Origin of the sequence: Arthrobacter sp. Soil764, from assembly GCF_001428075.1 — a bacterium.
Taxonomy (GTDB): domain Bacteria; phylum Actinomycetota; class Actinomycetes; order Actinomycetales; family Micrococcaceae; genus Arthrobacter.
The window spans coordinates 38,843-51,609 of sequence record NZ_LMSI01000008.1 but is presented as its reverse complement, the minus strand read 5'-3'; the positions used below and the strand labels follow the sequence as shown (position 1 = coordinate 51,609).

At 65.8% G+C, this 12,767-nt stretch carries 14 protein-coding genes; 4 read left to right on the top strand and 10 right to left on the bottom strand.

The annotated features are described in order from the left end of the window. The first annotated feature begins 44 nt into the window (after positions 1–44). On the top strand, positions 45–1,406 hold the full coding sequence (locus ASG86_RS06875) for an MFS transporter (RefSeq protein WP_056331888.1): 1,362 nt from the start codon (positions 45–47) through the stop codon (positions 1,404–1,406). 64 nt (positions 1,407–1,470) lie between these two features. After that, positions 1,471–2,214 (top strand): dienelactone hydrolase family protein, encoded by a 744-nt coding sequence (locus ASG86_RS06870; RefSeq protein WP_056331885.1) that lies wholly within the window; start codon positions 1,471–1,473, stop codon positions 2,212–2,214. Positions 2,215–2,229: 15 nt separating this feature from the next. On the opposite strand, the gene ASG86_RS06865 is transcribed toward ASG86_RS06870, so the two are convergent. The 8 genes from ASG86_RS06865 to ASG86_RS06835 are packed head-to-tail and all read right to left on the bottom strand — an operon-like array spanning position 2,230 to position 8,219. After that, positions 2,230–2,682 carry a hypothetical protein gene (locus tag ASG86_RS06865; protein ID WP_056331883.1) on the bottom strand — a complete coding sequence of 151 codons (453 nt, stop codon included), beginning with the start codon at positions 2,680–2,682 and terminating at the stop codon, positions 2,230–2,232. A 30-nt stretch (positions 2,683–2,712) separates the two neighbouring features. Further along, positions 2,713–2,883, bottom strand: a complete 171-nt coding sequence (locus ASG86_RS20090; RefSeq protein WP_200946183.1) for a hypothetical protein — start codon at positions 2,881–2,883, stop codon at positions 2,713–2,715. A 25-nt stretch (positions 2,884–2,908) separates the two neighbouring features. Further along, positions 2,909–4,204: a hemolysin family protein gene (locus tag ASG86_RS06860; protein WP_056331880.1), complete on the bottom strand. Its 1,296-nt coding sequence runs from the start codon at positions 4,202–4,204 to the stop codon at positions 2,909–2,911. Between the two features lie 52 nt (positions 4,205–4,256). Further along, positions 4,257–5,015: an SDR family NAD(P)-dependent oxidoreductase gene (locus tag ASG86_RS06855; RefSeq protein ID WP_056331878.1), complete on the bottom strand. Its 759-nt coding sequence runs from the start codon at positions 5,013–5,015 to the stop codon at positions 4,257–4,259. A gap of 27 nt (positions 5,016–5,042) precedes the next feature. Further along, positions 5,043–5,888, bottom strand: coding sequence for a fumarylacetoacetate hydrolase family protein (locus tag ASG86_RS06850; RefSeq protein ID WP_056331876.1), 846 nt, complete (start codon positions 5,886–5,888; stop codon positions 5,043–5,045). A 42-nt stretch (positions 5,889–5,930) separates the two neighbouring features. Next, positions 5,931–6,902, bottom strand: a complete 972-nt coding sequence (locus ASG86_RS06845) for an aldo/keto reductase (RefSeq protein ID WP_056331873.1) — start codon at positions 6,900–6,902, stop codon at positions 5,931–5,933. 2 nt (positions 6,903–6,904) lie between these two features. Next, complete coding sequence (locus tag ASG86_RS06840; protein WP_082566700.1) at positions 6,905–7,780, bottom strand: amidohydrolase family protein; 876 nt, start codon at positions 7,778–7,780, stop codon at positions 6,905–6,907. Between the two features lie 10 nt (positions 7,781–7,790). Beyond that, positions 7,791–8,219 carry an RbsD/FucU domain-containing protein gene (locus tag ASG86_RS06835; protein ID WP_056331871.1) on the bottom strand — a complete coding sequence of 143 codons (429 nt, stop codon included), beginning with the start codon at positions 8,217–8,219 and terminating at the stop codon, positions 7,791–7,793. A 166-nt stretch (positions 8,220–8,385) separates the two neighbouring features. Between ASG86_RS06835 and ASG86_RS06830 the strand changes: the two genes are divergently transcribed. Continuing rightward, positions 8,386–9,153, top strand: a complete 768-nt coding sequence (locus tag ASG86_RS06830) for a FadR/GntR family transcriptional regulator (protein ID WP_056331869.1) — start codon at positions 8,386–8,388, stop codon at positions 9,151–9,153. Between the two features lie 14 nt (positions 9,154–9,167). Next, on the top strand, positions 9,168–10,514 hold the full coding sequence (locus ASG86_RS06825) for an alpha-L-fucosidase (protein ID WP_056331866.1): 1,347 nt from the start codon (positions 9,168–9,170) through the stop codon (positions 10,512–10,514). A gap of 64 nt (positions 10,515–10,578) precedes the next feature. On the opposite strand, the gene ASG86_RS06820 is transcribed toward ASG86_RS06825, so the two are convergent. Further along, the gene (locus tag ASG86_RS06820; protein ID WP_056331864.1) at positions 10,579–11,331 is read right to left on the bottom strand and encodes an ArsR/SmtB family transcription factor; all 753 of its coding nucleotides are present in this window, start codon (positions 11,329–11,331) and stop codon (positions 10,579–10,581) included. A 54-nt stretch (positions 11,332–11,385) separates the two neighbouring features. Next, positions 11,386–12,621 (bottom strand): mechanosensitive ion channel family protein, encoded by a 1,236-nt coding sequence (locus ASG86_RS06815; RefSeq protein ID WP_235565119.1) that lies wholly within the window; start codon positions 12,619–12,621, stop codon positions 11,386–11,388. Between the last annotated feature and the right edge of the window lie 146 nt (positions 12,622–12,767).

The following is a 12,767-nucleotide window of genomic DNA, read 5'->3' as shown; positions in this document are numbered from 1 at the left end:
CCGCCAAGTCGCCTCCGGCGGAGGCTTTAGGCCAGACTGTTACCGTGAGCAACAACCCCCGGACTGCCCTGGCCGTCGCCGGCCTCAGCCTGGGCACGGCACTGAACCCGCTGAACTCCTCCATGATCGCCGTGGCCCTGGTGGTGCTGCGCGCCGACTTCGGACTCGACGTCGCTGCCGTCACCTGGGTGGTCACCTCCTTCTACCTGGCCTCCGCGGCCGGGCAGCCGGTGATGGGCAGGCTCGCCGACCGGTTCGGGCCGCGCCGGATGTTCATGCTGGGCATGGGGCTGGTGGCCATCACCTGCGCCCTGGCTCCACTGGCCCCGAACTTCGCGCTGCTCTGCGTGGCACGGGCGGTGATGGCGCTGGGAACAGCCACCGCATATCCCAGTGCCGTGGTGATGGTGGGCGCCTTGGCGCACCAGGCCAAGGTGGATTCAGCCCGCCCGCTGGGCCGCCTGCAGATGGCCAACACGTCTGCAGCCGCGGTAGGCCCGGTGGTCGGCGGCCTGCTGGTGGGCTTCGTGGGATGGGAGTCGCTGTTCCTGATCAACGTCCCGCTGTCACTCGCGGCATTGCTGATTGTGCGCAAGGCTGCGCCGCCGGACAAGGTCCGGGAACGGGGCAGCGTCGCGGAACTGGTGCGGGACTCGGACGTCCCGGGCATCGCCGGGTTCATCGGCGCGCTCCTGCTGGTCATGATGGCGGCCCTGAACGTGGCCCCGGACTACCGCTGGGTGATGCTGGCCGGCGGGACCGTCATCGCGGCACTGTTTGCGTGGCGGGAGCTGCGCTTCGCCAGACCTTTCCTGGACCTGCGGCTGCTGGGCCGGAACAGGCCGCTGATGCTGATGTACCTGGCCTTCGCCGTGTTCAGCAGCGTCTACTACTTCGTCTTTTTCGGCCTTCCCCAGCTGCTGCAGGAAGCCGGCGGCTACGATCCCGGCGTGGTGGGCCTGCTGATGCTGCCCCTGGCGGGCATGTCCGTGGTGGCAACCCCATGGGCAGTCTCCGCCATGGGAAGGTTCGGCGTCCGGCGGGTGCTGCTTGCCGGCGTCGTCCTTTTGACCGTGGTGGCGGCACTCATGTGGCTGCTGACCGGCACGCTGGCCATCCCCGTCGTGGTGGTGCTGACCGCGCTGATGGGCATCCCGTACGGCACGGTCAGCATCGCCTCCAACCAGGGCATGTTCGTGTCCACCCGGCCGCAGGACCGCGGGGTGGCTGCCGGGATCTACCAGACCTGCCGTTACGTGGGGGCGATTACCGCCACCGTGATGATCGGCGTGTTCGCGTCCGGCGGCGTGCACCAGGACAGCTGGATGCGGATGGTGCTGGCCATGCTGGTGCTCTGTGCCGTGACGTTCGGAATCTCTGTGTTCTGGCGGCCGCAGAAGGCGTAGTCCGCTCCCGGGAAGCGTGGGGAAACCCCTATAAAGCGTGCGGCGCCCGTGCCATGCTGGCCACATGGGAAACATGATGGCTCTGGGTAACGCCGGAACGTCCGTCCAGGCGTATGTCAGTGAACCGGCCGGACCTCCCAAGGGCGGGCTGGTGGTGGTCCATGAAGTGTGGGGCCTGGTCCGGCATACCAAGGATGTGGCAGACCGTTTCGCAGCGGAAGGCCATATGGCGGTGGCGCCGGACCTGCTCTCCGGAGCCGGGGGCGTGGCCGATCTCAGCGGGGAGCTGCGGGAGGCCGCCTTCGACCCCCAACAACGCAGCATTGCCCAGCCGCGCCTGCGGAAGCATATGGCGCCGATGCGCTCACCGGAGTACGCCAAGCACGCCGTGGCGGCCCTGCGTGTGTGTTTCGACCATCTGGAAGGCGTGCCGGGTCTGGCGGGGCGGGTGGCCGCCACGGGCTTCTGCCTGGGCGGCACCTACACCTTTTCGCTGGCCGTTGCCGAACCCAGGCTCCGGGCCGCTGTTCCCTTCTACGGCCACGCCGAATTCAACGACGCCGAGCTGCGTGCCGTCAACTGCCCCGTCCTGGCTTTTTACGGCGGGCAGGACAGCGCGCTCATGGAGGAACTGCCCGGCCTGAAGCAGCGGATGCGGGCCGCCGGGGTGGATTTCGAAGCCGTCGTGTATCCCGGAACGGGCCACGCCTTTTTCAACGACACCAACAGGTACACCTACAACGCTGAGGCCGCCGAAGACTCATGGAGGCGTACCCTCGCATTCCTCGACCGGAGTCTTAGCGCGTAGGCTCCCACCGGGCGGTCACGGGCAGTGGTAGACCTCGTGGTTGTACCCGCGGCCGTTCCTGACTTGCTGGCTGTCCTCCCGGTCCGTGCATCCGCCGATGGTTTGCGCGTAATGCAGGCCCACTTCGATGGATATACCGTCCTTCTCGAGGCTGTGGGAGCTCATGCGCGTCCGGGTTGTGGTCCCGTCGCTCGGATCTGTATCGACCCAGTTGCTGAAGGTTGAGCTGGAACGGATGCCGCTCGGAGTCTGGACCGTTTGGCACAACTTTTGATTGTCCTGGCAATCGCTTGTCCTGTCGACTTCCGCGCCGCCGCTGCTGGCGGCCTGTGCGGGCGCCGCGACGGCTGCAATGCCTAGCGCCAGGGCGGCGCCGATGAGGGTGGTGCGTTTGGTGAACATGATGGTCTGTCCTGCCTGCCGGTGGGTGGGAAGCTCCAGTGTGGCCGCTGCCCCAACCCCCGCCATAGAGCCGTTGGTCCCCTGAAGCGGCCGCAGCTACAGCCGCAGCCACACGGCGTTGTCCGGCTGCAGCCACCCCTCCTTTTCCAGCGGGAAGGCGCTGAACAGGACGACGCCGGGCGGCAGCTTCACCGGTTCACTTCCCCTGGCAAGCGCCACAAGGAAGCCGGGGCTGCGTTCGCAGGTCAGCAGGTTCCCTGCCTCCACCCGCCAGGTGCCGCCGTCGTCCGCCTCAGCCTGGCTGGTCAGAGACCGGTGTGACCCTGACCCGGGCGATCCGCAGCCGGTCCATGCTGAGGACAGTCAGGACGTATCCGGGGATCTGCACCCGGTCACCCGCCTGCGGGAGCCTGCCCAGGCGGTCCATCATGAACCCCGCCACCGTTTCGTAGTGGCCCTCAGCGAGCGCGATACCGGCGGCGGCCTTGAACTCCTGCAGGATCAGGCCGCCGTCCACATCGATGGTTCCGTTGGCCACATTGACGCGGTCCTCGTGCTCGGCGCCCGTGTCGTATTCGTCGTAGATCTCGCCCACCAGTTCCTCCACCAGGTCCTCGAGCGTGACCACGCCGTCAGTGCCGCCGTACTCATCCACCACCAGGGCGATGTGCTGGTTGGTCTTGCGCATCCGGGAAAGCGACGGAAGCACACGGTTGGTCCCGGGCAGCGGCAGGATCTCCCGGGCGATATCTCTCACAGGTGCCTGGTCCTGTGCCTGGTCCCGGGGCATCAGGTCGCGGATGTGGACGAAGCCCAGGACGTCGTCAGGGCTCCGCCCGATGACCGGGAAGCGCGAATACGGCCCGTCCCGGACCATCCTTCGGGCCTCGGCAATGGTCAGCGCTCCGTCGATGAACGTCACCTCTGTGCGGGGCCGCATCACCTCCTGCAGCGTCCGGTCGCCGGCGCCGAACACGTCGGCGAGGATGGTCCGGCTGCTCTCTTCGAGGAGTTCGTTCTCCGCCACCAGGTCCCAAAGCTCTTCGGAACTGATGCCTTCCCGCTTGATGCGCGGGTCGCCGCCGAAGAGCCTGACCACCGCGTCTGTCGACACGGACAGGAGCCAGATGACCGGCCGCATGACACCCGAGAGGGCAATCAGCGGCGGGGCCAGGATTCTGGTGAACGCAACGGGCCTTTGCAGCGCCAGCCTCTTTGGGGCGAGTTCGCCCAGAACCAGGGAAAGATAAGCAACCAGCAGGGTCATGCCGATGACGGACGCGGGCCCGGCCGCCGAGCCCAACCCGATGGCTTCGAGGAGGGGCACGACGGCGGGCGCGATCGCCGAGGCGCCATAGGCGGCCGAGAAGAAGCCGGACAGGGTCACGCCAATCTGCACCGCGGAGAGGAAGCGGTTGGGGTTGCGGGCAAGGGCGGCGGTGCGGGCGCCGGTGTCGCCGGATCTCTCGATGCGGCGCACCTGGCTCTCGCGCAGGGATACCAGTGCTATCTCCGCCGCCGCGAACACCCCGCCCAGCAGCACGAAACCGAGAACCAAAGCGATATTAAGCAGGGCGCCGCTGTCCATGACACGACCTTACCCAGCCACGGAACCGCTGGCGCGTTCCCAGGTCCCGGCGTCAGGAGGCTGCTGAGCGGGGCCGCAGCCGGAGTGCCTGCATGCCCCCATCGACTGCAAGGTCCACGCCGGTAGTGGACCCGGCGAGGGGACTGGCCAGGTACACGATCGCAGCGGCCACCTCCTCCGGGCACACCAGCCGGCCGTGCGGCTGGCGCGCCTCCAGCGCAGCACGCTCTGCCTCCGGGTCCGCCGCGGCGGACAGCAACCGGCCGATCCACGGAGTGTCAGCGGTGCCCGGGTTTACGCAGTTGACCCTGATCCCTTCCTGCAGGTGGTCGGCAGCCATGGCCAGGGTGAGCGACAGCACGGCACCCTTGGTGGCGCTGTAAAGGGCCCGCTGCGGGAGTCCTGCGGTGGCCGCGACGGAGCAGGTGTTGACGATGGCAGCGTGGGAAGACTGGCGCAGGTACGGCAGGGCGGCCCGTGAGACGCGAACCATTCCCAGCACGTTGATATCGAACACGCGGTGCCACTCGTCGTCGTCGTTCGATTCAATGGTGCCCTGCGCACCCACTCCGGCGTTGTTGGCCACGACGTCGATCCCGCCCAGGCGCTCTGCAGCCTCCTGCACCGCCCGGCGGACAGAGCCGTCGTCGGAGACGTCGCATTGGATTGCCGCGACCCCTTCCGGCGCTTGTTCGGGGCGGAGGTCCAGAACGGCGACGACGGCACCGCGCTCCTGCAGCAGCTGGGCCGTAGCAGCCCCTATCCCGGAGGCTCCTCCGGTGACGATTGCCTTGAGTCCCGCAAACTCCATTGTCTGGTCCTTTCGTGGTTGGGCTCGCTAGCCCTGGAAGAATTCCTGGCGCTGGCGGCCGAGGCCCGCTACTTCAATTTCGACGACGTCCCCGGCCTTCAGATAGGGGAAGCGCCCGGACAAGGCCACTCCCTCCGGAGTGCCGGTGCAGATCAGGTCTCCGGGCTCAAGGACCAGGTACTGGCTGAGGTCATAGATCACCTGGTCCACCCCAAAGATCAGGTCGCGGGTGGAGGAGTCCTGGCGGATGCCGCCGTTGACCCAGCTCCGCAACTGAAGGTCCCCGGCATCCACCTCATCCGGAGTGACCAGATAGGGGCCGGTGGGGCAGAAACCGGCGCAGCTCTTTCCCTTGGACCACTGGCCGCCGGATACCTCCAGCTGGAATGTTCGCTCGGAAAGGTCGTTGACGGTGACAAAGCCGGCGATGTGGTCGTGGGCCTGTTCAGGGGATTCGAGATAGGAAGCCCGCCGTCCAATGACCACTCCCAGTTCCACCTCCCAGTCCGTCTTGGTGGAACCGCGGGGGATCGCCACTGCATCGAACGGTCCGGCCACGGTGTTGGGGGCCTTGTGGAAGATAATGGGCACCGATGGGGGAGCGGACCCTGATTCGGCCGCGTGCGCCGCATAGTTCATGCCCACGCAGACGACCGATGACGGCCTGGCGATCGGAGCGCCGATCCGGGCACCGTCAATGTCAATTTCTGCAAGTTCCCCGGCGGCAAGCGCCGCCGCTGCGCGCCCCGGCCCGTCGGACTCCCAGAAACCGGCGTCGATGTCCGCCGCCACCTGTTCAAGGGAGTAGTACTTCTTTTCATGCAGCAGGGCGGGCACTTCCTTGCCCGGGTCGCCGATGCGCGCAAATTGCATGGTTCTTCTTTCGTTAATTGGGGTGTTGTTGGTTCTCGAGAGTCACGTGATCAGGCCGCGGTCCCGAAGATCGGCCCATAGCTGGTCCGGGACGGCCTGCGATGCCAGATCGAGGTTCTGCTTCACCTGTTCCGGCGTCCGCATGCCCAGGACCACGCTTGTCACGGCGGGGTGCTGGTACGGGTACTTGAGGGCGGCCGCGGGGAGTGTGGTTCCGTGTGATTCGCAGATGTCCGCCAGCAGGTTCGCCCGCTCCAGCAGCTCCTGCGGGGCCGGTGCGTAGTTGTAGGTGGCGTTCGCGGCCGGCCGTTCCTTGGATAACAGCCCGGAATTGAAGACCCCCACGTTCACCACTCCCACTTCCCGCTCCAGGCACGCCGGCAGCAGTTCCCGTGCCGCTCCCTGTTCGAGCAGCGTGTACCGGCCGGCCAGCATGACCACATCGATGTCCGTGTCGGTGACGAAACGGGTGAGCATTTCGGCTTGGTTCATGCCTGCGCCCCAGGCACCGATCACACCCTGGTCGCGCAGCGCGGACAGTGTCGGCGCGGCACCCTCCACTGCTTCGGTCCAGTAGTCGTCCGGGTCGTGGATGTAGACGACGTCGATCCGGTCGGTCCCGAGCCGCTGGAGGCTTTCCTCTATGGAGCGCAGGACGCCGTCCCGGGAGTAGTCACGGACACGGGCCAGATCGTCGGGAACGTCGAACCCCTCACTGTCCTTTCCTTGTGGGGACGGATTGGGCCGGAGCAGGCGCCCCACCTTGGTGCTGAGCACGTAGCTGTCGCGCTCCCGGCCCGCGAGGGCTTTTCCAAGGCGCCGTTCGGAAAGTCCCAGCCCGTAGTGCGGGGCTGTATCGAAGTACCGGACGCCACCCTCCCAGGCTGTGTTGACGGCGTCGACCGCCTCCTGCTCCGGCACTTGCCGGTACAGATTGCCGATGGGGGCGCCGCCGAATCCTAGGACGGGAAGACGCACGGTGGTGCCGGGGATGGTGTGGGTCTCTGATTGCATGATTAGTCCTTTTCCTCTTCCTGGTTTGCCGGACCTCGAACAGCCTCCAGCCGGTAGACCCGAACTGCGGTTCCCTGTGCGACGCTTTCGAGCTCGCTGGCTGATGCACCGGCCATTGCCTGCTCCACGGTGGCGATCCAGTCCTGGTACTCCGCCGGTTCCGTGAGCGAGACTGGCCAGTCGCTGCCGATCATGCACCGCCCGGCCCCAAAGAGGTTCAGGGTTTCCCGAATGAAAGGCAGGGCCTGCGGGGCAACCGGACGCGTCGGGTCAGCTTCCGCGCCCGCCCCCGAGATTTTTACGACGACGTTGGACTGCTTTGCCAGTCCACGCATCGCACTGCTCCATTCGCTGAGTTCACCGGCCGCAATGGGTGGCTTGCCCATGTGGTCCAGGACGATGTCCAGCTCCGGTACCCGGGCAGCAAATGCTGCAAGTTCCGAAAGTTGGGACGAGCGGACGCAGGCGTCAAAGGTAAATCCGGCCCTTCCTGCCTGGCGCGCTCCGGCAAGTGTTTCCGCTGTCAGCATGAAACCGGCCTCCCTGTCCTGGAACAGCTGGCGCACTCCGCGGACCAGGGGCCGCTGACGGAGCTCCGCAAGGTCACGGGACACGGCATCCCCGCGGTGAATGGGGGCAAAAGCCACAACCGCCGCCAACTCCGGCCAGGTGTCCCCGAGGCTGGCCACCCAGTCCACTTCCTTCAGCGCCTGGTCATCACGGCAATCGGCCTGCACAAACACGGCCCGTGTCCCGGGCATGTGCGGAAGTTGGTGTGGAAGGAAGGCCCGGTTCAGTCCGGGAACCCCGGTCAACCAGTCGTAGCTGAGCACGGCGGGGTCCCAGACGTGGACGTGTGAGTCTACTGACTGAAGCAATTGCCGGCCCTCATGCTGTTCCGTCTGGCCGGACCCCGATGGTCAGCAGCAAGTTGGCGTAGTGCCGGGTGTCCCCACTTGCGATGACGACGGCGACGTTCGGCGACCGCGCAGTGTCATAGAAATCGAAGCGCTGGTGGGAAGTAATCGGAATTCCCGTGCCCAGTGCGCTTTCGTAGCCTTTGACTGCCTCTGACCAGTTTCCGTCCGGAGGCGTCATGACTGCGGCTGCCTCGAGCGGAACGGCGTCGATCAGCACCTCCAGAATCTGGTCGATGGTCAGCAGGCCAGGCCTCAGGTTCAGTGCGATCCGCCGGGCGGCGGCGGGAGCGCCGGTGTTGTGCGGGTAGTTGGCGTCCGCCAGGAGAATCTGCGAGCCGTGCCCGGATTCAGCGAGGGCCGCCAGCAGGCCCGGGTGGGTGAGCGTGTAGTTGATCATGCCTGTTCACCTACCCTTTTCTTGGCCTGTGGTGTCATTCATCTGATGTATTTCGAGGTATTCGATGACAGTATAGGCAGGAGAAGTACTGAACAGGACATACATCTGATGAAAGAGGCTTATGCCAGCGGTCTCACGTGAAGGAGCACTAGGAAAGGCGGCCGCCATGGGCAATGGCAATCCCCATGGGACGATGTCCCAGACAGATGTCGTGATTTCAGGAGTGAAACAGATGCTGTCCTCGCGCCGGCTGCGGCCGGGCGACCGGTTGCCTGTAGAAAAGGACCTGGCAGCGGAATTGCAGGTTTCCAGGGGCTCCCTTCGGGAAGGCGTGCGGGCATTGTCCACCATGGGCATCCTGGAAACCAGGCAGGGGGCCGGTACCTTCGTGACCCGGCTGGAGCCGTCCGCGCTCCTCTCCGCCATGGAATTCTGGGTTGGTCTGCAGGATGGGGAGCGGGCGAATCAGGTGCACACCGTCCGCCGGGCCCTTGAAACGGAAGCTGCAGCGGCGGCGGCGGTGTGTATCGACAGCTCGCAGCTTGATCAGGCCGAAAATATATTGGCGCGGGCGAGTGCGGCCATTCACGCCTCACCCATCGACCATGCCGGCGCCATGCAGTGTGACATCGAATTTCACCGGCTTATCGCGGAGGCCTCAAGGAACCACGTGCTGTCAGCGCTGATCGAGACAGTATCCACGAACACGATCCGCGGCCGAATGTGGCGTTCAATCCATGACAACGAAGGACTGCTGGCCACCCATCGGGAGCATCTGGGAATCCTGGAGGCTCTGCGGCAGCATAACGCCGACAGGGCCAGGACCCGCATGGCAAACCACCTCTATGCCGTGGAGGACTACATCTCGGCCCTCCCTGATCACACGTCATCCTTCAGCGGTCCTTCCACCGCGCCGAACGTTCCGAACCAATGAATTGGAGTGATCTGATGACCAAGCCTTTAGCCACCCCGGAAGACTGGAGCAAGTTGTCCCGGCCCGTTCCCGAATGGTTCCAAAATGCACCGTTCGGCATCTTCATCCACTGGGGCGCCTACTCCGTTCCCGCCTGGGCCGAACCCATCGGGGCCCTGGGCACCATCGAGGACCGCGAATGGTTTACCCACAACCCCTACGCAGAGTGGTACTACAACACCATCCGCATCGACGGCAGCCCTGCCCAGCAGCACCACCGGGAGGTGTTCGGCGGCGAGGACTACGACGCCTTCCTGGACCAGTGGAAAGCAGAACAGTTCGATCCGGCGGACTGGGTGGAGCTGTTCAAATTCGCCGGGGCCGATTACGTGGTTCCCACAACCAAGCACCATGACGGCATCGCGCTCTGGGATGCTCCGGGAACAGGGGAGCGGAACACGGTTCACCGTGGTCCCCGCAGGGACCTGATCGGCGAGATCGCCCGGGCCGTGGATGACAAGGGCCTGAAGCTGGGCCTGTATTATTCCGGCGGCCTGGACTGGCATGTGCGGCCCTTCCCGCCGCACGTCACCAGCGAAAGCGTCCATGACACTTCCCGCCCCAAGGACGCCGGCTACGCCGAATACGCCTACAACCATGTGGTGGACCTGGTGGACAAGTACCGCCCGCACGTCCTGTGGAACGACATTGAATGGCCCGACGCCGGCAAGCACTTTGGCGAGCACGGGCTTGGAACCCTCTTTGAACAGTTCTACGCAGCGGTTCCGGACGGCGTGGTGAACGACCGTTGGGGCGCCACCCATAAGGACTACGCCACCAGCGAGTACGAAGCGGCCAGGGAGAACGAGGCCGAATCCGAGTGGGAGAACTGCAGGGGCATCGGATTCTCCTTCGGCTACAACCAGGTGGAGGGTCCGGAGCAGTCGCTGTCCGGAAGCCAGTTGGCCCGGCACCTGACGGACGTCGTTTCCCGGGGCGGCCACTTCCTGCTCAATGTCGGGCCGCGGGCGGACGGAACCATCCCCGAGATCCAGCGCCAGGCCCTGACCGACCTTGGCCACTGGATGGCAACCGCAAAGCAGTACCTCGTGGGTGCCCGCCCGCTGGAGGGCGCTGCGGCCACGGACCAGGGCGATACATGGGTCCGCTGGGTGGACCGCGGTTCTGAGGTGGTTGCCTTTGTTGATTCGCTCAGCGCGGGGCATGAAGCCGTGCTGCGGCTCAGCGGGGAGGGGCTACCAGCAGCCGGAGCGTCGGTCGAGGGTGCCGGGGGCAGCCTGAGTCTTGACGGCCAGGAACTGAAAGTGGCCCTGGACCCGGAGCGCCCGGGACCGGTGATCGTGCGCATTCCGCGCCGGTAGTCACACCAGAGGTTCGACGGCGGCGGACAGCACCCGCCGCCGTCGAACCTTTCATGGAGGAGCCTTAGGTGTACATCAGTGAGCCGGGCGTGGTGAGCTTTTCGCCGGTTTCCAGCCAGGTCTTCAGGCCGGAGAGGATCATCGGCCAGCCGCCGTAGAGCTGTTCGTTGGCGCCCTCGCGCAGGTCGCTGTGGGTGACGGTGAGGTGGCAGGAATCGCCTACCGGTTCGATCTCCCACGTGATGGTGGAGGTGCCCTCGGCCTTGACGTCCTCGCCCCAAAGGGCCCGCATGGTCTGGACCAGGCGGCGGGGCGGGTCCACCTCCAGGTTTTCGCCTTCGCCCAGCGGTGCACCCGCCTTCGGGTTGTTCATCACGAACCGGCCGCCGGGGGACCAGTCGGCCTCGAGGGTGTTGCCGAACTGGTACTTGCTGCGGATGTCGCTGTCCGTGATGGCTTCCCAGAGCCGTTCGGGCGTGGTCTTGATGTAAATCTCGAAGATCTTTTCCATGGGACTTTCCAATCTGGATTTGAGGTCGCTGAGGGCAGCGGCCCATGGTTCTGCATATTTGCTGACCCAGCGGTCGTGGACCAGGCGGATGGGGACCGGATTCAGGAAGTGCAGCTTTTCCCGGCCCCGACGGCGGGTCACCACCAAGCCTGCGTCCTCCAGGATGCGGAGGTGCTTGGCGATCCCGAAGCGGGTCATGTCGAACCGTGATTCAAGGGCGCTCAAGGTCTGGCCGTCCTCGCGGAACAGCTCGTCGAGCAGGTCCCGCCGGGTGGGGTCGGAGAGTGCCTTGAACACGTCGTCCATGACAGCAATGATAGGTGACTAAAAGGTCACATAACAAGGGTTTGCGCTGTCGGATCAGTTGCGCGACGCGAGGTTTCTGTCCCGCTCCTCAAAGACCTCTTCGCCCGGTCCGATGAACGCCCGGGACCGCTCCACCGCCTCAATTGACCCGGTAAACAACTGCGATTCGTGCGGATCTGCGGGGGGATGCGCGCCGCCGGCGGAGGGCGAACCCAGCCCGCGCAGTGGTGCCCTGCGCCGGTTGGCGGTGCCGGCGTCGTCCGTTGCCTGCTCCCAGCGCTGGTGGGGCAGGGCTTCCGGATGGTGCTGCTGCAGGAACGTGACCATGGATTCGCGGACCAGGCAGCGCAGATCGAAGAGCGCGGCGCTGTCCGCCGCGCTGACCAGGATCCGGACGCGGACAAAACCGCCCGTGGCGTCGGTGATCTGCAGGACGCCCACGCGCTCGTCCCACAGCTCGGTATCAGCCAGGACGCGGCGCAGTTCGGTGCGCATGTCCTCCACCGGGGCACGCCAGTCGAGGTCGAACTCCACGGTGCCCATCACCTCGGACTGGCGGCGGGTCCAGTTCTCGAAAGGCGTGGTGGTGAAGTAGGTGGACGGCAGGATCAGACGGCGGTCATCCCAGAGATGCACCACCACGTAGGTGAGCGTGATTTCCTCGATCCGGCCCCACTCTTTCTGCACCACCACCACGTCATCCACCCGGATGGCGTCCGTGAAAGCCAGCTGCATGCCGGCGAAGACGTTCACCAGGGACGTCTGCGCGGCAAGGCCGGCAACGATCGAGATGACGCCGGCTGACGCCAGCAGTCCGGCACCGAGCGCCTGGATGGCCGGGAAGGTCAGCATCGCGGTGCCGGCGGCGAGCACCACCACCAGCGCCACAGCGATCCGGCGGGCCAGGATCATCTGTGTACGCAGCCGCCGTGCCCGCCGGTTGTCCGCCACGTCCACGCTGTGCCGGGTCAGCACCACGGCTTCCACGATGAGCAGCACCGCGATGGCCAGCCAGGCCACCGCACCTATGAGGGCAATCAACAGGAGGTGGTCGACGCCGGGGTGCCAGCTTTCGCTGCCGGCCGTAAGCCCCAGCGCGGTACGGACGCCCGCCAGGCACAGTGCCAGGCGCAGCGGCCGGCGCGCCACCCGGGACGTGGCCTGCAGCTCTGGCCGTTTCCGGTTCAGCTTCAGGACGACCTTGCGGAGCAGCCAGGACAGCGCCAGTCCGGCCACGACGGCAAGGACAGTGGCGATGAAGGGCAGGGCGGGATTCAGGACGTCTAGCATTCCTTAACCTTTACCAAGCCTGTTACCGGCCTTCGAAATCGACAGGGCTGTGGTGTGCCGCCACACTGGCTGGGCCGCGCGCACTCAGAGCCAGCTGCCAGTGGCGACCCTGTCGCCAAGGTTGCCGCTGGTGAGTAGCCTTGGGC